The sequence below is a fragment of the Flavobacterium psychraquaticum genome (assembly GCF_034497725.1).
GTDB lineage: Bacteria > Bacteroidota > Bacteroidia > Flavobacteriales > Flavobacteriaceae > Flavobacterium > Flavobacterium psychraquaticum.
This window is the reverse complement of sequence record NZ_JAXKVR010000025.1, coordinates 1-18295: the sequence shown is the minus strand read 5'-3', so window position 1 is coordinate 18295 and position 18295 is coordinate 1. Positions and strand designations below refer to the sequence as shown.

General features: G+C 33.5%; 18 protein-coding genes. 8 read left to right on the top strand and 10 right to left on the bottom strand.

Features of this window, described 5'->3' with window-relative positions; all coding sequences use genetic code 11:
- Nucleotides 1-50: 50 nt before the first annotated feature.
- The 7 genes from clpP to T1L09_RS04130 form a co-directional block, all read right to left on the bottom strand.
- Complete coding sequence (gene clpP, locus T1L09_RS04160) at nt 51-710, bottom strand: ATP-dependent Clp endopeptidase proteolytic subunit ClpP (RefSeq protein ID WP_322549694.1); 660 nt, start codon at nt 708-710, stop codon at nt 51-53.
- Nucleotides 711-877: 167 nt separating this feature from the next.
- Nucleotides 878-2203, bottom strand: coding sequence for a trigger factor (tig, locus tag T1L09_RS04155; protein WP_322549693.1), 1326 nt, complete (start codon nt 2201-2203; stop codon nt 878-880).
- A 101-nt stretch (nt 2204-2304) separates the two neighbouring features.
- The gene (locus T1L09_RS04150; RefSeq protein ID WP_322549692.1) at nt 2305-2649 is read right to left on the bottom strand and encodes a phage holin family protein; all 345 of its coding nucleotides are present in this window, start codon (nt 2647-2649) and stop codon (nt 2305-2307) included.
- Nucleotides 2650-2724: 75 nt separating this feature from the next.
- Nucleotides 2725-4329 (bottom strand): G-D-S-L family lipolytic protein, encoded by a 1605-nt coding sequence (locus T1L09_RS04145; protein ID WP_322549691.1) that lies wholly within the window; start codon nt 4327-4329, stop codon nt 2725-2727.
- A gap of 18 nt (nt 4330-4347) precedes the next feature.
- Complete coding sequence (locus tag T1L09_RS04140) at nt 4348-5607, bottom strand: OmpP1/FadL family transporter (RefSeq protein WP_322549690.1); 1260 nt, start codon at nt 5605-5607, stop codon at nt 4348-4350.
- A 121-nt stretch (nt 5608-5728) separates the two neighbouring features.
- The gene (locus tag T1L09_RS04135) at nt 5729-6490 is read right to left on the bottom strand and encodes an alpha/beta fold hydrolase (RefSeq protein ID WP_322549860.1); all 762 of its coding nucleotides are present in this window, start codon (nt 6488-6490) and stop codon (nt 5729-5731) included.
- A gap of 117 nt (nt 6491-6607) precedes the next feature.
- Complete coding sequence (locus T1L09_RS04130) at nt 6608-7321, bottom strand: pyridoxine 5'-phosphate synthase (RefSeq protein ID WP_322549689.1); 714 nt, start codon at nt 7319-7321, stop codon at nt 6608-6610.
- A gap of 95 nt (nt 7322-7416) precedes the next feature.
- Between T1L09_RS04130 and T1L09_RS04125 the strand changes: the two genes are divergently transcribed.
- From T1L09_RS04125 to murI, 8 genes are all read left to right on the top strand, one after another.
- Nucleotides 7417-8076 (top strand): CBS domain-containing protein, encoded by a 660-nt coding sequence (locus T1L09_RS04125; protein WP_322549688.1) that lies wholly within the window; start codon nt 7417-7419, stop codon nt 8074-8076.
- A gap of 7 nt (nt 8077-8083) precedes the next feature.
- Nucleotides 8084-8968, top strand: coding sequence for an NAD kinase (locus T1L09_RS04120; RefSeq protein WP_322549687.1), 885 nt, complete (start codon nt 8084-8086; stop codon nt 8966-8968).
- Nucleotides 8969-9089: 121 nt separating this feature from the next.
- On the top strand, nt 9090-9773 hold the full coding sequence (gene porG / locus T1L09_RS04115) for a type IX secretion system protein PorG (protein ID WP_322549686.1): 684 nt from the start codon (nt 9090-9092) through the stop codon (nt 9771-9773).
- Nucleotides 9773-10516 carry an isoprenyl transferase gene (locus tag T1L09_RS04110; RefSeq protein ID WP_322549685.1) on the top strand — a complete coding sequence of 248 codons (744 nt, stop codon included), beginning with the start codon at nt 9773-9775 and terminating at the stop codon, nt 10514-10516. Before porG ends, T1L09_RS04110 begins: the two co-directional genes overlap by 1 nt.
- Nucleotides 10446-13178, top strand: coding sequence for an outer membrane protein assembly factor BamA (gene bamA / locus T1L09_RS04105; RefSeq protein ID WP_322549684.1), 2733 nt, complete (start codon nt 10446-10448; stop codon nt 13176-13178). Before T1L09_RS04110 ends, bamA begins: the two co-directional genes overlap by 71 nt.
- Before the next feature lie 115 nt (nt 13179-13293).
- A complete protein-coding gene (locus T1L09_RS04100; protein ID WP_322549683.1) occupies nt 13294-14286 on the top strand; it encodes an OmpH/Skp family outer membrane protein in 993 nt (330 codons plus the stop codon).
- Between the two features lie 24 nt (nt 14287-14310).
- Nucleotides 14311-14814, top strand: a complete 504-nt coding sequence (locus tag T1L09_RS04095; protein WP_322549682.1) for an OmpH/Skp family outer membrane protein — start codon at nt 14311-14313, stop codon at nt 14812-14814.
- A gap of 75 nt (nt 14815-14889) precedes the next feature.
- Nucleotides 14890-15669 (top strand): glutamate racemase, encoded by a 780-nt coding sequence (murI, locus tag T1L09_RS04090; protein WP_322549681.1) that lies wholly within the window; start codon nt 14890-14892, stop codon nt 15667-15669.
- Nucleotides 15670-15673: 4 nt separating this feature from the next.
- Here the strand turns inward: murI and T1L09_RS04085 are convergent, their stop codons facing one another.
- The 3 genes from T1L09_RS04085 to T1L09_RS04075 all read right to left on the bottom strand — a co-directional run.
- Nucleotides 15674-16189 (bottom strand): gamma carbonic anhydrase family protein, encoded by a 516-nt coding sequence (locus tag T1L09_RS04085; RefSeq protein ID WP_322549680.1) that lies wholly within the window; start codon nt 16187-16189, stop codon nt 15674-15676.
- Nucleotides 16190-16252: 63 nt separating this feature from the next.
- A complete protein-coding gene (locus T1L09_RS04080) occupies nt 16253-17242 on the bottom strand; it encodes a PorP/SprF family type IX secretion system membrane protein (RefSeq protein ID WP_322549679.1) in 990 nt (329 codons plus the stop codon).
- A 175-nt stretch (nt 17243-17417) separates the two neighbouring features.
- Nucleotides 17418-18295: T9SS type B sorting domain-containing protein (locus T1L09_RS04075; protein ID WP_322549678.1), on the bottom strand; the 878-nt coding region annotated here is incomplete at its 5' end.

The following is an 18295-nucleotide window of genomic DNA, read 5'->3' as shown; positions in this document are numbered from 1 at the left end:
GGCAACTAGTGTTTCACTAATTACCAATCACTAATTACTTAATTAATTTTTTATTTTCTTACTAAAACCTCATCAATCATTCCGTATTCTTTTGCTTCAGCGGCAATCATCCAATAATCACGTTCTGAATCTTTATGTACTTTTTCAAACGATTGTCCTGAATGTTTAGAGATGATTTCGTATAATTCATCTTTTAATTTCAACATTTCCTTCAAGTTAATTTCCATATCTGTCGCCACTCCTTGTGCTCCTCCGGATGGTTGGTGAATCATAACTCTTGAATGTGGTAAAGCCGAACGTTTCCCTTCTGCACCAGCACATAATAAAACCGCTCCCATTGAAGCCGCCATACCTGTACAAATTGTTGCAACGTCTGGTTTTACAAATTGCATAGTATCGTAAATTCCCAATCCAGCGTAAACGCTTCCTCCTGGTGAATTGATATAAATACTAATGTCTTTTGATGCATCAACACTTTCTAAAAACAATAATTGTGCTTGAATAATATTAGCTACATAATCGTCTACACCTGTTCCCAAGAAAATGATTCTGTCCATCATTAAACGAGAAAACACGTCCATTGATGCTACATTTAACTGACGCTCTTCAATGATATAGGGCGTCATACTTCCAACAATTTTATCGTAATATAAACTGTTTACTCCGTGATGCTTAGTAGCATATTTTTTAAATTCTTTTCCGTAATTCATAAATTAAGTTTAAAAGTTTATATGTTTAAAAGTTTAAAAAAGATTAAACTTAAAACCATTAATGTTTTTACAAAGGTCGTGCCTTTTATTCTGTCTGACAAAATGACTCGAAACAAAAAGCGCCAAAACTAGTTTGACGCTCAAAGATAATTATTTTTTACGAGATATTATTCCCCGTACATTTCTTTAATGAATTGATCGTAATTTACTTCTTTAGATTTTGCCTTTACTTTATCGTTGTAAAGTCCAATCATTTTTTCGCCCATTACTTGCTCAGACAAACGTTTTACTTCGTCTTGGTTACCCATAACTCGTGCTACAATTCCAGCAACTTCCTCGTCTGAAGGATTTAGTTGACCAAATTGAGCCATTTGTTTCTTGATAATTTCAGCAGTATGTGCTTTTAAATCTTCAAAAGTAATTTGTAATTTATTATCAGACATTACTCTTCCTTCAATTAGTTGAAAACGTAATCCTTTTTCTGCTTTTGCATATTCTTCTTCAATTTGCTCATCAGTTAATGGCGTTTCTCCCATTGTTTTCATCCATTTTTTAAGGAAAGAAGCTGGTAAATCAAATTTTGTATTTTCGATTAAAGCGTCAGTAACATCATTTAAGAATTTTTGATCTGCTTGTTGTGCAAATTGTGCTTCAGCATCTTCTTTGATTTTAGCTTTTAGTTCTTCGATTGAAGAAATAACACCTGGTCCAAATAATTTATCAAACAATTCTTGGTCAAATTCTGCCTTTTCAATTGCATTGATTTCTTCGATTGTAAAATCAACAGTAATATCCAAACCATGCACATCATCGTGACCAATTTTTAAATAATCCATTAATTTATGATCGTCATCAAATAAACCTTTAGTTCCAACAGCAACTACGTCACCAACTTTTTTACCGATGAATGCTTTAGCCACCTTTTTATCTGCAAAAATATCCAAACCAAAGTTTGCTGGAGCGTTGATCCCATTTTCTGCATTAGTAAAAGTTCCTCTAACTTCGAAATCTTCTTTTACTTCTGATTGCGAAATTAATTTTCCATATTGTTTTGCGATACGATCTACTTGATCATTTAGCATTTTATCGTCTGCAATAATAGCATATCTTGTAACATTTTTTGCAGCAGCTAAGTCTACAGAAAATTCAGGCGCTAAACCGATTTCGAATTCGAATGTGAAATTATCATCGTTCCAATCGATTTTTTCATCCATTTTTGGAACTGGATTTCCTAAAATATCCAATCTTTCTGAACTTAAATATTTGCTTAATGATGCTTGTAAAACTTTATTTACTTCTTCTTGTAAAACTGGTTTTCCGTATTGTTTTTGAATTACACTCATTGGAACCGCCCCTTTTCTAAATCCAGAAATAGCTGCGTTTTTCTTATAATCGTATAATTTTTTTTCTACTTGATTTGCATAATCCTCTCTCGTAATTGCTATTGTTATAACAGCATTTAATGCATCAACTTGCGTTTTTGTAATGTTCATTATCTTTTTGTTTAAATACCATAAAAATTGGGTTGCAAAATTATAGAATTTTTACAACCCAAACAAGTTTTTAAGATATTGAAATTCAATTTGCTATAAAATCAATTGTCACTGGCGAAAATTCCATTTAATACTGATTGACTAATTGCTAGTAAAACACTAAATATTAAAGCTGTGATAAATCCGTCTACTGTGAACTCATTAATAAAATATGCACAAAGCATAATGATAAACGCATTAATAACCAGTAAAAACAAACCTAAAGTAAGAATCGTAACTGGAATTGTAAGAATAACCAGTATCGGCTTTAAGAATGTGTTTAAAAGTCCTAAAACCACCGCTACTAGCAAAGCGGTTGACATATCTGCGACATGAACTCCAGGTAAAAAATAAGCTAGGACAAAAACGATAATTGAGCTAATTAAAAGTCTAATAAGTAAATTCATAGAATAATTTTTAAAAATTAAAGTTACAAAAAAAAGGCATCAAAACGATGCCTTTTAATTTTTTATGATAAAATCTTAATTTGAACCTACCACATTAATTCCTGGGAAATTTGTAGGATTATAAATTGGTAAATTAGCGTTGTAATAACTGTTAATTACTTTTATAATTTCGTTTGCAATTACAGAATAACCACGAGCATTAGGATGAACACCATCTAACGAGAACAATACTTTATTCTCAGTTGCTATACCACTAAAATAATTAGCTGTATAAATTGTTCCTGTTTCAACTCGTAAACCATCTACTAATTTGTTTAGGATAAAATTCATATCAGCAACTGCTAAATTTTTAGAAGCAGCGATTGCGACAATAGAACTGTTGTAGGAAGCTGTTGCACTTGCAACTTTAGCTTGCTCAGTAGGCGTTAGCACCCATTTATTAGCCATTGGAAAAGAAACACCGTTAATGTTAATTCCTGCTGGCGCTGCATTATTTACTGTTCCGATAACTGAAGAAGCGGGCAAAACTATTAAATCAGCAGCAGTTGTCTGACGTGCTTTTCCGAATACGGCACCGAAAGCATTTGCTGTTGCTGGTGGATAATTCAAAACAGTGATTAGGTAACCTGAAATTTGAGCACTTCTATCTGCTGCAGCAACATCTGTTATCAATAATGGATTTGCTGCAGTAGCTACTAAAGGATTAACACGATTAGGTTCTCCGTAAGCCGTAAAAATACCATCTAATAAACCATATAACTGTGCATTTAAAGCATTAATGTTTGCAGAACCACCCAAAGCTGTTGGCGACAATGGCGCAAAAGGAACGGTAGTGAAATAAGGAATAGAAGTTACACTAGGAACAGTTGCTACAACTCCCTTTGCTCCATTAGCAGTTAAAGTAGTAACAATAGTATTGTAAACGCTAGCAAAAACACCATTATTAGTAATGTCATTTGACCCATAAGTTGCAGGATTCATATTAGCAGTTTCATTATTGTCATCTGCTGGCGTGTTTCCATCTGCTTTAGCTCCCCCATTTGTAGCGTAAGCTAAAACATCGTTTGCACCAATCCAGTTGGTGAAGAATGTTGGGTTTTTTGTCATTGCATCTCCTAATACTGTAGCTGAAGGCGTAGTTGCATGTCTTACAAAATAAGGATTAGCTGCTCCAATAGCAACACCTCCAAGATTTCCATAATTTGGAGCTACTAAATGAAACGATTTTGCTCCGGGAACTCCCATGTTATTATACGCAGTTGCTTGTAAAGCGGATACTTCAATAGTTGAAGTTCCTGCTATAATTTCCACAGCCCCAACTGAGCCATTTGGATTAACTTGAGTTGCATCAAGCACCCTTCTTCTGTCGGCAATTGAAATACCTCCTAGCATTAAACCACCTAAATTATTAACATCGTCCGCATACGAAGGCTGAGTAAATTCACCACCACCTACTAAAGCAAATTTTTGTGCTAATAAATTTGGAAAAGAATTCACTTGACCTCCTTTAGAAACTGTTCCATCCATATAACCTGCAGTTAATGAATTTCCAATAGCAACATACGATGTAAAGTCAGCCTCACCAGCAGTATAAGTTGAACCTACTTCGTTATCAAATTCTGGTTCACAAGAAGCAAAACCAGCAGCTAAAATAGCTAAATATATAAATTTATTTTTCATCTTTTTTTAATTTAAAAATTAGAAACCGTAAGTAATTCCAATTCCTGGAGAGAATACAACTGATTTGTACGTTCCACCAAAATCAGGATTTGGTTGACCTGAAACAGGATCAGTAGAATGGTTATAAGAATTATCTATCTCGTCAAAGTGAATGTACAAGAAAGAGAAATCAATACCTAATTTATCGTTCAATTGGTAAGTGAAACCTCCTGTATAAGCCATAGAATCATTACGTGGTGTTTCTGGAGCGAAATAGCCATCTTGTACTGGGCTTTCATCAAAATACCAACCTGCTCTAAATGTAAATTTATCATTAGCTTGATACTGAGTTCCTACTCTATAAGTACTTACATCTTGGTAGTTTCTTGGGTTGATAGATTCTGAACCATTTTCGAATTTCACATCTAAGTTTTTGTAAGCACTCCACATCGTGTGGTTGTAATCAAAAGCAACCAACCATTTGCTTGTAACTTGGTAAGAAAGACCCACAGTTAATTCTGCTGGCAATGGCAATTCTGCATCAAATTTTTGATTTTGGAAATTTGGATTATTTGTAGCAAATCCTGGAACATCATTAAAAGTAGCCTGACCACCTTTTGCTTCCATAATAATTTCCGAACGGTAGTTCATACCAATTCTCATTTTATCTGTTGGATTAAACATAAAACCTGCAGTGTAACCCCATGCATTAATTCCCTTAGCATCAATTGTTACGTCAGATGGGTTACCATTATCAGAAAGTAAAGGATTAGTTGATAGATTTTTATTTAGATTCACAGAACCTGTTGCATAAATTGGTCCACCACCAATACTAAAATGATCTCCCATTCTGATAGAGATAGTTGGTTGAACAAAAATTGCTTGTAAATCAATATTATTAACTAAATGCGCACCTTCCCAATCTTGATCCCAAGAAACAGCACTTCCATAAGGTGTATAAACTCCTAAACCTGCAGTGAACCATTCATTAATTTTGTAAGTGGCATAAACGTTAAAAGGAGTTCCAACATTTTTAGACTCAGCTTCCCATCCAAACTGTGTGTTTTGGAATTTTACGTTTGCAAACAAAGCACTTCCACCTGCAGATAAATTGAATTTTTTATCTAAATAAGCCATACCTGCCGGGTTAAAAAATGCAACTTCTGCACTATTAACTATAGCAACACCCGTGTGCCCCATAGCCAGTTGTTTTTGGCCTTGAATACTAACTCGGTATCCACCTGCAAATGCAGTTGAACCAGCTAGAGCCAATAATGTTAAAGAAAGTAATTTTCTCATAATGTAATAAGTGTTAGTTTTTATCTCTGTTTATAAAATCAATACTTCAAAATTAAAACAAAATATGAATTTTACAATTTTTTTAACAAAAAAATTATGCATGCATAATTAATTTATGTTTTTATTGTAAAAATCGCATCACAGCATCGTAAAAATCTTTAGGATTTTCGGCGTGCAGCCAGTGTCCTGCATTTTTTATTGTTTCAATTTTTGAATTTGAAAAATGACGGTAAATACTTTCAAAATCAACATCTTGTATGTAATTTGACTTATCCCCTCTTAAAAATAAAGTTGGTTTAGAAAATGTGTTTTCATTAGGCAAAGCAGTTCCTACGACATCTATTTTATCAATAAAAACTGGTAAATTAAATCGGAAAGCTAATTGTTCTGGCGTTTGCCAATAGAGGTTTTTTAATAAAAATTGTCTGGTTCCAAAATCTTTGATATAAGTGGATAATATTTCTTCGGCATCGCTTCTGCTTGGTTTTTCTGAGAAATCAATAGCATTTAACCCTTCTAAAATCGTTTGATGATGCGGTGCGTAATATTTTGGTCCAATATCGGCGATAATTAATTTTGATACGAATTCGGGATGGGTTGAAGCCAGCAACATCGCTACTTTTCCGCCCATAGAATGTCCTAAAAGGATTACATCTGTTAGGTGATGAAATTCGCAATATTGTTTTACGTCTTCGGCCATAATTTCATAACTGAAATCGCTGGAATGAAAACTTTTACCGTGATTTCGTAAATCTAAAGCGTGTACTTGAAAACCTTGTGCTGCAAATTGTGTTCCGAGGGATTTCCAGTTGTCATTCATTCCTAAAAAACCGTGAATGATCACCATTGGTTTGCCTTCTCCTTCTATTCTTGAATTTAAAATCATATTTTCTATTTTATGCGATGTTGCGTTAGGGACGGAAGCGGCATCCTTTTTTGGTGCTTTTTTTGCACCAAAAAAGATATAGCGGACGGCCCGACCCTTGTGGTAACGCCCAAATTATTTTAGTTTTTGAAGATACATATTGACCACATTTTCCAATCCTAAATATAAAGACTCGGAAATTAAGGCGTGACCAATGGAAACTTCTAATAGATTTGGAATATTTTCTTTGAAGAATTTGATATTATCTAAGCTTAAATCGTGACCAGCGTTAATCCCGATGTTTAGTTCATTTGCTTTGAGAGCGGCTTTTACAAACGGCTCGATTCCGGCTTTGTTTCCTAAACCGTATTGATGTGCAAAGCTTTCGGTGTATAATTCAATTCGGTCGGCTCCGGTTGCTTTTGCGCCTTCGACCATTTTTTCATCGGCATCTACAAAAATTGCTGTGCGGATTCCGTTGCGATTAAATTCCTGAATTACTTCGGTTAAATAATCTTTGTGTTTGATGGTGTCCCAACCTGCATTTGAGGTCAAAGCGCCAATTGCATCGGGCACCAAAGTAACTTGAGTAGGTTTGCATTCCAACACCAATTCAATGAAATTATGCTGTGGATTACCCTCAATATTATATTCTGTGTAAACAATAGGTTTTAAATCGCGCGCATCTTGATAGCGGATATGACGTTCATCTGGTCGCGGATGAATGGTGATTCCTTGGGCTCCAAATTGCTGTACATCTTTCGCAACCTGCAATAAATTTGGCGTATTTCCACCTCTTGAATTGCGCAATGTTGCAATTTTATTAATATTAACCGATAGTTTTGTCATCTCTTACATTTTATTTTAGCAAAAATACAAAGTATAAATTAGGTAACATATGGTATTTTTTGATTATTTTGCACTTAAATTATAAACATAGCTAAATGAATAGTCTAGAAAGTTACATAAATAACGACATAAAACCTATAAAACATACGGCTTCTGTTGCAGATGCGCAGGATATTTTTGTAGATTTTCCGTATTCGCACTTTCCAGTTACTGAAGAAGGTGTTTATATTGGTTGTGTGGGAAGAGATGCCGTAGAATTTCTAAAATCTGAAGCCATTTTGAATGAAAGCCGCTTTAACTTTGAACGTTTTTTTGTTCGTTCTTCCCTTTTGTGGTTAGATGTTCTCGAAGTTTTTGCCAAGAGCGATGCTAATTTAGTTCCAGTGTTAGATGATAAAAATACATATTTAGGTTATTATGAATTAGAAGATGTCTTTCGGTTTTTACAAGAAACGCCTTTTATGAAAGAAGAAGGCGGCACCATTATCTTGAGAAAAGAGGCAGATCAATTTTCTATGAGTCAGGTAGCACAAATTGTAGAAAGCAATAATGCCAAAGTACTAGGCTTATTTATTTCGGATATTGCGAATAAAAATGTGGAAATCACCGTAAAGATCAGCCAAAGTGGAATGAACGATATTATTCAAACATTTAGGAGATATGAATATGAGATTATTTCTGAACATCAAGAAGATTCATACTTAAACAGCTTGAAAGAGCGTTCTGATTATTTAGACAAATACCTTAACATATAATACGCACATGAAAATAGCTGTTTTCGGACAATATTACCAAAGCAATACGGCAGAAATCGCAATTAAAGTAGTCGATTTTTTAAAGAGAAATGATATTAACATTTTGTTTGAAGCTACTTTTTTAAAAATTTTAACGGAAAAAGAAATCGTTTTAGATGCTTTTGAGACGTATTCGAGCTATGAAGAATTACCACTAGATACTGAGGCTTTAATTAGTATTGGTGGCGATGGAACGATTTTGAAAGCTGCTACATTTATTAGAGATAAAAACATACCCATTATTGGAATAAATGCGGGAAGATTAGGTTTTTTAGCGACTGTTCAGTTCGATAAAATTGAAGAATTATTACAAAAAGTATTACTTAAAGATTATTGCATTTCAAGAAGAAGTCTTTTAAGCATTGAAACCACGCCTTCACATGAAAATTTTGCGGTTTTAGATTTTGCTTTAAACGAAGTGACGGTAGCCAGAAAAGACACAACTTCGATGATCACGATTGAAACTTCTTTAGACGGCGAATATTTAACTTCGTATTGGGCTGATGGCTTAATTGTTTCTACTCCGACTGGATCAACTGGTTATTCGTTAAGTTGTGGCGGACCGGTTTTAATGCCAGAAGTAAATAGTTTTGTAATTACACCGATGGCTCCACATAATTTAAACGCACGTCCCTTAGTAATAACTGATGACACCCTAATTGAATTAAAAGTTACGGGAAGAGAGGAACACTTTTTAATTTCGCTAGATTCAAGAATTGCATCTGTTTCAAAGGACACCATTGTGAAAATTAGAAAAACACCATTTACAATATCGATTATTGAATTTAAAGAAGAATCTTTTTTAAATACGATTCGAAAAAAGCTACTTTGGGGTGCAGATAAAAGAAATTAAAAACAACTTATATTATTCTGCACAATTTAGCGTTTTAAAAGCACAACTAAATGTAACAAAAAAAACCTTTAAAATAGGGATAAGAAGTCATTATTGTTATATTTGCAAACTATTTTAAAAAATGAAACGCTTTTTACTACACATAAGCTTGCTATTTTGCGCCTTCAGTGCTCACTCACAGATTAACGAGTTGGGTGTTTTTGTTGGTGGAATAAACTACATTGGCGATATTGGTCCAACGGATTACATAGCACCTAATGAATTGGGCATTGGTATTTTGTACAAATGGAACAGAAGCGCGCGTCATTCCTATCGCTTTTCTTATTTTCAAGGAACTATTACTGCAAGAGACAAAGATAGCGATGTACCAAGTCGTAACTTAAGAGGGATTTCCTTCAAAAATGAAATAAAGGAATTTTCAGCAGGTATGGAATTTAACTTTATGGATTTTGATCTTCACAGCAGCGGTAAGCTAATTACACCTTATGTTTTTACTGGTGTTAATTACTTCATATACAATGAAATTTACATTAACAACTTTGAAAGTGAAATCGATTATAGGCACAGCACTTTTGCTATCCCTATGATAATTGGTGTGAAAGCTCGTTTATTTGGTAATTTCATTATCGGAGCAGAAGTTGGCGCACGTTATACTTTTACAGATAATTTAGATGGTAGTAATCCGAAAAATGACAATTTAGCAGGTTCGCGTTTCGGAAATTTAGACAGCAAAGATTGGTATGTGTTTTCAGGCTTAACGCTAACTTATACTTTTGGTCAAAACCCTTGTTTTTGCGCAGATTAATGGAAGCATCACACGAAATAAATAAAGCAACTTTGCCACAACACCTAGCCATAATTATGGATGGAAACGGAAGATGGGCAAAACAAAAAGGATTACTGCGCGCATTAGGACACGAAAGCGGAACTAAATCGGTGCGAGTTACCGTGGAAAGCTGTGCCAAATTAGGCATTAAGAACCTAACGCTATACGCCTTCTCTACTGAAAACTGGAATCGTCCGAAACTGGAGGTTGATTTATTGATGAAGCTATTAATTTCCTCTTTAAAGAAAGAAATTAGAACGCTTCAAGAAAATAACATCAAGTTAAACGCCATCGGAAATTTAACAAATTTACCTACCAGCGTTCAAAAAGAATTGCAAGAAGTTATTCAAAAAACTGCCGAAAACACTAGAATGACATTGACCCTTGCCCTTAGCTATGGCGCTAGGGAAGAACTTATTCAAGCTGTTAAAAAAATTAGTAATAAAGTTAAAAATAATATAATTTCTGAAGACGCTATTGACGAATCAATTATTAATCAGCATCTTTACACACACAATTTACCAGATGTAGATTTAGTAATACGAACTAGTGGCGAACATAGAATAAGTAATTTCCTATTATGGCAAATTGCTTATGCCGAGTTTTATTTTACAGATGTGCTTTGGCCAGATTTTTCAGAAGACCATTTATATGAAGCAATTATCAGTTACCAAAAGAGAGAACGTCGATTTGGAAAAACAAGCGAACAAATTATACCTTAACAAAATGTTTAAAAAAGGATTACAAGTACTTACTATTTTTATTGTATTAAATAGCACGGCAATTTTTGCACAAGACGACACTAAATTAGAAAGTGGAAAAGAATACATTCTGGCCGACATTAGTGTTACTGGTAAAATAAGTTACAACGCACAAACTGTAACAACTTTTACGGGTTTAGAAAAAGGACAATCTATTATGGTTCCTGGCGAAGACATAAGTATCGCTATTAAAAAACTTTGGAAATTAGGCTTGTTTTCCGATGTTAATTTCTACGTTAACAAAATCGTTGGCGATAGTATATATTTAGATCTGGAATTAAACGAATTACCGAAAATTGGTGATGTAAAAATTCAAGGTGTAAAAAAAGGAAAAGCAGAAGAATTAATAAAAGAAACTGACCTTAAAAAAGGAAAAGTTGTTAATGAAAACTTATTAACAACTACAAAAAATTATATAGAGAATAAGTATAAAAAAGATGGTTACTTCAATACAAAAGTAGTTATAAATACAGTGCAAGATTCTACTTTTGCTGATGTAAAAATGGTAGTTAATGTTGATAAAGGTGAGAAAGTAAAGGTGAAAAGCATCCAATTTGATGGAAACTCACTAATTTCTGATGCTAAACTTAGAAAGGCTTTTAAAAACACCAAACAAAAAAACCCACTCAGTATCCTAAAGAGATCCAAATATATCAAAGAAAAGTACAAAGAAGATTTAGCAAGCGTAATTACAAAATATAAAGAAAAAGGTTTTAGAGATGCTAGAATAATTTCAGATTCTGTTAGTTTTGATAAGAGTAGCAATACCGTTGCAATTAAAGTAAATCTTGAAGAAGGAAGAAAATATTATTTTGGTGATATTCGTTATTTAGGAAACACAATCTACACTGACCGTCAACTGAATCTTTTGTTAGGAATCAAAAAAGGCGATATATATAACGGAACACTTTTACAAACAAGAATTGCTGATCAATCTAAACCAGATGGCGAGGATATCACTAACCTATATCAAAATAATGGTTATTTATTCTCAAGCATCAACCCAGTTGAAGTAAGAACAGCAAATGACACCATTGATTTTGAAATTAGAATTGTAGAAGGACCAATTGCTTACTTCAATAAAATATCTGTTGTAGGAAATGACAAAACGAATGACCACGTTATTTATAGAGAATTAAGAACAAAACCTGGACAAAAATATAGTAAAGACGATTTAATTCGTTCGGTTCGTGAAATTGGTCAATTGGGCTTTTTCGATCCCGAAGCTATCAAACCCGACTTCAGAAATGTAGATCCGCAAGCGGGTACTGTTGATATCGAATATAATGTTGTTGAAAAAGGATCAAGTCAAATTGAACTTCAAGGAGGCTATGGTGGTGGAGGTTTCATCGGAACTTTAGGTTTATCGTTCAATAACTTCTCTGCTCGAAATATATTCAAAAAAGACGCATACAAACCACTTCCAATGGGAGACGGGCAAAAAGTATCACTACGTTTGCAAGGAAGTTCTTACTTTCAAACTTATAGTGTTTCCTTTTCTGAGCCTTGGTTTGGTGGTAAAAAACCAGTTAGCTTTTCTACCTCAATATCACATAGTAAGCAATTTTTATACAACTATGCGACTAGAGATGTAACAAGAAGTCAAAGTTTCAACATTACGTCACTATCTGTTGGTTTAGCAAGAAGATTAACTGTGCCAGATGATTATTTTGTGCTGTCGCAAGCAGTTTCTTTTCAATATTATGATTTGAACAATTATAACACCGGATTATTTACTTTTGGTGATGGTTCTTCAAGAAACTTAGCTTACACAGTAGGCCTAACAAGAAATAGTAAGGGACTTAATCCTATCTTTCCAACTTATGGCTCAGAGTTTAGTGTGTCAGGAAAATTCACATTGCCTTATTCACTGCTTAATGGCATAGATTATTTAGATTTACAAAATCAGAAAGAATATAAATTACAATATCAAGTTGGATCTCAGCTAAATATTCAACCAAGTGTTAACGGACAAGTACCTGTTCCAGGAGATTACATACAAGAGACTGCAGACGGTTCAGGAGTATATCAAACAGTTGGAAGTGATTGGGAAAATGCTTCATTAGATCGTGCTAAATATGACCAAAAAAGATTTAATTGGTTAGAATATTATAAAATTAAATTCAAAGCGGATTGGTATACCAGAGTTTATCAAAAATTAGTATTGCGCGCTACCGGAGAATTTGGTTTTATGGGCGCTTATAATTCAGATCGAGGTTTAGTGCCTTTTGAACGTTTCTATTTAGGTGGAGATGGATTAGCGAATTTCTCTCTAGATGGTAGAGAAACGATCCAATTGAGAGGTTATCCAAACAACTCATTATCTTCTTTAGATGGTGGAACCGTTTACAATAAATTCTCTTTAGAATTAAGATATCCAATTACATTGAACCAATCAGCATCTATTTATGCGTTGAGTTTTGTAGAAGCTGGAGCTGCATTTGATAATTTTAAAGATTACAATCCATTTACATTACAACGTTCGGCAGGTGTTGGTTTACGTGTATTTATGCCCGCTTTCGGATTATTAGGTATCGATTTCGCACATGGTTTTGATGCAATTCCAGGCGAAACAGTAAAAAGCGGCTGGCAAACTCACTTTATCATAGGCCAACAATTTTAATAATTGGTAAGACTTTTTTGTTACATTCGTGAAAATATTTTGATATTTGTTACGTTTATAAAAATATCAATAATAAACACTAGGCAGTAACACCTAACGGCAAAATAAAAAGTATATGAAAAAATTATTTTTACTGATATCGTTTTTAACAATAGTAACGCAAGCTCAAACCGCTAGAGGTGTAAAAATTGGTTATATAGATATGGAATATATTTTGGAAAAAGTTCCAGATTACGCGGATGCTATGAACCAATTAGAGCAAAAAGTACAGAAATGGAAACAAGAAATTGAAACAAAAAGAATTGCGCTAAATATTTTAAAGGATAATTTAAAAACGGAACGTGTTCTACTAACGAAAGAATTAATAGAAGAACGGGAAGAAGAAATTTCTTATCAAGAAAAAGAGCTATTAGATTATCAAGAAAAACGATTTGGTCCTAAAGGCGATTTAATAATTCAAAAAACGGTTCTAGTGAAACCAATCCAAGATCAAATATTCACTATAGTGCAAGATGTTGCCGAGCAAAGAAAATTTGATTTTATTTTTGATAGATCTTCAGATTTAACAATGCTTTTTGCTGATAGAAAACATGATATTAGTAACTTTGTAGTTAACAAACTTACTACTTCTCAAAAAAGAGAAGAAATGAGCAAGAAACAATTAAAAGCCTTAGAAGCAAAAGAAGCTTTAGAAGAATCAATAGCAGACAATCCGGCTTTAGATGAACGTCAAAAAAAATTAGATGAGCGAAAAGCAGCTAGAGATAAATTAATTGAAGATCGTCAAAAAGCGATGGATGAACGAAAAGCTGAAGCTGCTGAAAAACGTCAAAAGTTAATTGACGAAAGAGAAGCGAAAAAAAATGGCACAGTAATTGAAAAGGATACTATAGAAGAAAACGCTAATAAAACGCAAGCCTTCAAAGTAACGACGGAAGATGTTGATAAAAAAACACCCGCAGAAGAAATTAGACAAAAAGCTATTGCTGATAGAAATAAAAAATTAGCCGATCGTAAAACAGCATTAGAAGCACAAAAGAAAAAAATGGTAGAAGACAGAGAAGCTGCTCGGAAAGCCAAGGAATCAAAAACAGATAAAAAAGAGTAATAAACCAAAATTAAAATTTAGAAAATGAAACAATTAAAATCGTTAGTAATCGCAGTTATCCTTTTTGTTGGAACACAAGTAACAGCACAAACTAAAGTTGCTCATATAGACTTACAGGCTTTAATGACAACAATGCCACAAATGAAGACTGCTCAAGATCAGATGAAAAAAATACAAGAATCTTATGACAAAGATTTTAAAGCAATGGCTTCTGAATATCAAACAAAATTACAAAAATACGAACAAGAATCTACTACTGCAGGGGATGCTTTAAACGAAACACGTTCTAAAGAAATGCAAGATATGGGAGCTCGTATTCAAAAGTTTCAACAAGATGCTCAAAAAGAATTAGGTCAAAAAGAGATGGATCTGTTAAAACCAATTATGGAAAAAGCACAACTTGCTATTAAAAAAGTAGCTAAAGCAAAAGGTATTACTTACGTTTTAGATGCAACTACAGGTAGTGGTGTAATTGTTGCTGATGGTGAAGATTTATTAACAGCCGTTAAGACTGAATTAGGATTCTAAAAAATTCAATCTAAAAAAATTAAAACTGCTCAATCTATAGTAAGATTGAGCAGTTTTTTTTTATTTTTGTTTTAAATGAAAAATACAAATCCCATAGGCTTATTTGATTCCGGTATTGGCGGTACTTCTATTTGGAAAGAGGTACATGCTTTATTGCCAAATGAAAATACTATTTATCTGGCAGATAGTAAAAACGCTCCTTATGGTTTAAAGTCGAAAGAAGAGATAATTGATTTGAGTTTTAAAAACACGGAATTCCTGCTGCACAACAATTGCAAACTAATTATTGTGGCATGCAACACCGCAACAACTAATGCAATTAAGGAATTAAGGGCTAAGTATGATGTTCCTTTTATTGGAATTGAACCAGCAATTAAACCAGCTGCAATTCAAAGTAAGACGCATTGCATAGGTATTTTAGCTACAAAAGGAACCCTTAACAGTGAATTATTTCATAAAAGCGTTGCCAGACACCCTGAAGTGCATATCATTGAGCAAATCGGCTACGAATTGGTACAACTAATAGAAAGTGGTGCCATTGATACACCAGAAATGCTAACATTATTAGAAAGTTATCTTGAACCGATGGTCGAACAAAATATTGATCATTTAGTTTTAGGTTGTAGTCATTACCCCTATTTAATTCCGAAAATAAAAAACCTAATCCCGAATCACATTAAGATAATTGATTCTGGTGAAGCGGTAGCCAAGCAAACCCGGAGAATTCTAAAAGAAAAAGAAATGCTAAATAATTCTAGCGAAAAAAGTTACCAAATTTTTTATACCAATAGTAATGCAACGGTTTTAAAAACTATTTTACTAAACAAAGAAGATGTTGTTTATAAAGAATTCTAACTAATTAATCTTCTTTATACCAACCTGAATACATTACGTAATTGTTTGAAATACGTTCAATTTCTCCCGCAAAATCACTTTGATCGATATTTTTTACTTTTTTTGCTGGTATTCCTGCGTATATACAACCAGATTCGACCACTGTGTTTTGAGTAATTACTGAACCGGCAGCTATTATTGAATTACTTTCTATAACACAATTATCCATTACAATAGCTCCCATTCCAATTAAAACATTGTCTTTAATTGTGCAACCGTGTACTATGGCGTTATGACCAATAGAAACATTACTCCCAATTATTGTTGGATGTTTTAAATAGGTACAATGTACTACAGCACCGTCTTGAATATTAACTTTATTACCTATAGAAATTGAGTTTACATCACCTCGAATTACAGCATTGAACCAAACACTACAATTAGATCCAAAACTTACATCGCCAATTATAGTTGCATTTTCTGCAACATAGCAATCCTCAGGAATTTGCGGATATTTTCCATTTACTTCTTTTACTAACATACTCTTTAAAAAAATGTCCCGATAAATCGGGACAATATATTTATAAATTGATTAATTCTAAAATTAGTTAACTGCTGGACAATTACAGTCCCATTGTTTGTCTTTACAGAAGATATTAATACCTAAAGTAATTTGATGAAACCCACCATTATCAAACTTAACATCTCCCATTACATGAGAATAGGTATAGGAGAACATATATTTATCATAATTTAAACCAATAATTGGCGAAACCCATTGTAAATTTTGTTTAGCACCAGGATATTCAGCACTATCAAAACTTCTTCTGTAAGATAAAGCAGCCCATAATCTACCGAAATCCATTGCTTTATATACTTTCATATTTAAATCAATTGAAGATTCTTTAGTTTCTGGAATATTTTGATACATAATTGATGGCTCGAATAACAATCTGTCTTCATCGCCAAAAACAGCTCCTACACTCCATAAATATTTTTGAAGATTATCAGATTCAAATCCTTGAGAATACAATTCTCTTCTTTGACTTGCTAATAAATTTTTAACGGTAACGTGTGTAAAGAAATCCAAATAATGGTATGAAACCCCTAAATCAACATTAAAATACGAATCTTTTTGAATTACTCCGGGAACAATTACGGGGTCAAATCCTGTAAAGTCTGAGCCATCCAATGTACTTTGAACAAAAGCAGTGCTTAATCCAAATGATAATTGATTCAAATCCACTGTTCCTCTAGAAAATCGCAAATGATGTGCATAGGTTAATTTAGCACCTCTTTGTGAATGATATCCATTTTTATCATTGAAAAGAATCATCCCTACTCCAGATTTTCCATCCTCATCAATTGCTGTATTAAAACTTACAGTTTGTAATGCAGGAGCATCATCTTGTCCAAACCATTGTTGGCGACCTGTAAGTCTAATTTTTCCACAATTAGCTGCACCAGCCATCGAAGGATGAATTAAATAATAATTATCCGATAAGTAATCAGAATAAACCGCTACACCTTCTTGAGCGTAAGTAAACTGTGCTACTAAAAATGCTAAAATATAATAACTCTTTTTAAAATTCATCGTAGGTTCTCGTTTTAATATAAATGATATTTATAATGTTTTTACTGTTTTTTGTTTTTGTAAAATTTAAGATAAAAAAGTCATAAAACTTTACGAATTCTTTATCTCAAAACTTACCTAGTTGGTCAAAGATATAAATTTTTCAATGCATTTACATCTTTATTTAAAATTTCTGTTATCGTTTTAAAGAAAAATGTGCTTTAAATTGTTTGGTAGCTCCATTTTCTAAGTAGTCTACTGTAAACCAATAATCTGTTGACGGCAATTGTTGACCATTTAACATACCGTTCCAGCCTTCACTACCTGCTGCAGTGTTAATTTGTTTGATCAATTTTCCGTATCTATCGAAGATAAATAACTTCGCATTTTCTTGATTTAATCCAATAATATTCCACGTATCGTTGTGTCCATCGCCGTTTGGTGTGAAGTATTTTGGATAATCAATCACTAAAACATCTTGCGTTAAATAAGTACAACCTTCCGTATCCACTACCGTTACGGTATGAAGTCCTGCACTTACGCCTTCAAAGATATTCGATGCTTGTAATGCCCCTTGGTCTAATTGATACAATAAAGTGCCTGTGCCATCTGGAACTGTTACTGTAATGGTTGCATTGTCTGTAAAGGCATCCGTAACTACTGTCGTAAATGAATTCGCTGGATATACAAAGTCAACCGTTGCAAACACTTCCTCTGATTCACACGTTGTTGTAGTATTGGTTACTATTACAGAATACAATCCTACTTGATTAGCTACCAAAGTTGGTCCGTTTGCTGCGGGAATTAAAACACCGTCTAAAAACCAATCAAAACTGTTTCCTGCTGCTGATAATCCTGTGTTTAAAGTATACGTTTGATACACTTCTCCCGTTGCTTCAATAATACATAATGTGCCATCAGCTAACATTGGTTTTGGTAATGGATTTACCGTTACTGTCACCGTAATTGGAGCGCCAGAACATCCGTTTAATACTGGGATAACCGTATAAACCACTGTTCCTTGGACTGTTGGCGCTTCTAGAATTTCTATAATAGCTATTCCTGAACCCGCTG

Excerpts from the sequence above, each read along its gene's own strand:
- clpP (WP_322549694.1), bottom strand. The coding sequence starts at position 710 with ATGAATTACGGAAAAGAATTTAAAAAATATGCTACTAAGCATCACGGA.
- tig (WP_322549693.1), bottom strand. The coding sequence starts at position 2,203 with ATGAACATTACAAAAACGCAAGTTGATGCATTAAATGCTGTTATAACA.
- T1L09_RS04150 (WP_322549692.1), bottom strand. The coding sequence starts at position 2,649 with ATGAATTTACTTATTAGACTTTTAATTAGCTCAATTATCGTTTTTGTC.
- T1L09_RS04145 (WP_322549691.1), bottom strand. The coding sequence starts at position 4,329 with ATGAAAAATAAATTTATATATTTAGCTATTTTAGCTGCTGGTTTTGCT.
- T1L09_RS04140 (WP_322549690.1), bottom strand. The coding sequence starts at position 5,607 with ATGAGAAAATTACTTTCTTTAACATTATTGGCTCTAGCTGGTTCAACT.
- T1L09_RS04130 (WP_322549689.1), bottom strand. The coding sequence starts at position 7,321 with ATGACAAAACTATCGGTTAATATTAATAAAATTGCAACATTGCGCAAT.
- T1L09_RS04125 (WP_322549688.1), top strand. The coding sequence starts at position 7,417 with ATGAATAGTCTAGAAAGTTACATAAATAACGACATAAAACCTATAAAA.
- T1L09_RS04120 (WP_322549687.1), top strand. The coding sequence starts at position 8,084 with ATGAAAATAGCTGTTTTCGGACAATATTACCAAAGCAATACGGCAGAA.
- porG (WP_322549686.1), top strand. The coding sequence starts at position 9,090 with ATGAAACGCTTTTTACTACACATAAGCTTGCTATTTTGCGCCTTCAGT.
- T1L09_RS04110 (WP_322549685.1), top strand. The coding sequence starts at position 9,773 with ATGGAAGCATCACACGAAATAAATAAAGCAACTTTGCCACAACACCTA.
- bamA (WP_322549684.1), top strand. The coding sequence starts at position 10,446 with ATGAAGCAATTATCAGTTACCAAAAGAGAGAACGTCGATTTGGAAAAA.
- T1L09_RS04100 (WP_322549683.1), top strand. The coding sequence starts at position 13,294 with ATGAAAAAATTATTTTTACTGATATCGTTTTTAACAATAGTAACGCAA.
- T1L09_RS04095 (WP_322549682.1), top strand. The coding sequence starts at position 14,311 with ATGAAACAATTAAAATCGTTAGTAATCGCAGTTATCCTTTTTGTTGGA.
- murI (WP_322549681.1), top strand. The coding sequence starts at position 14,890 with ATGAAAAATACAAATCCCATAGGCTTATTTGATTCCGGTATTGGCGGT.
- T1L09_RS04085 (WP_322549680.1), bottom strand. The coding sequence starts at position 16,189 with ATGTTAGTAAAAGAAGTAAATGGAAAATATCCGCAAATTCCTGAGGAT.
- T1L09_RS04080 (WP_322549679.1), bottom strand. The coding sequence starts at position 17,242 with ATGAATTTTAAAAAGAGTTATTATATTTTAGCATTTTTAGTAGCACAG.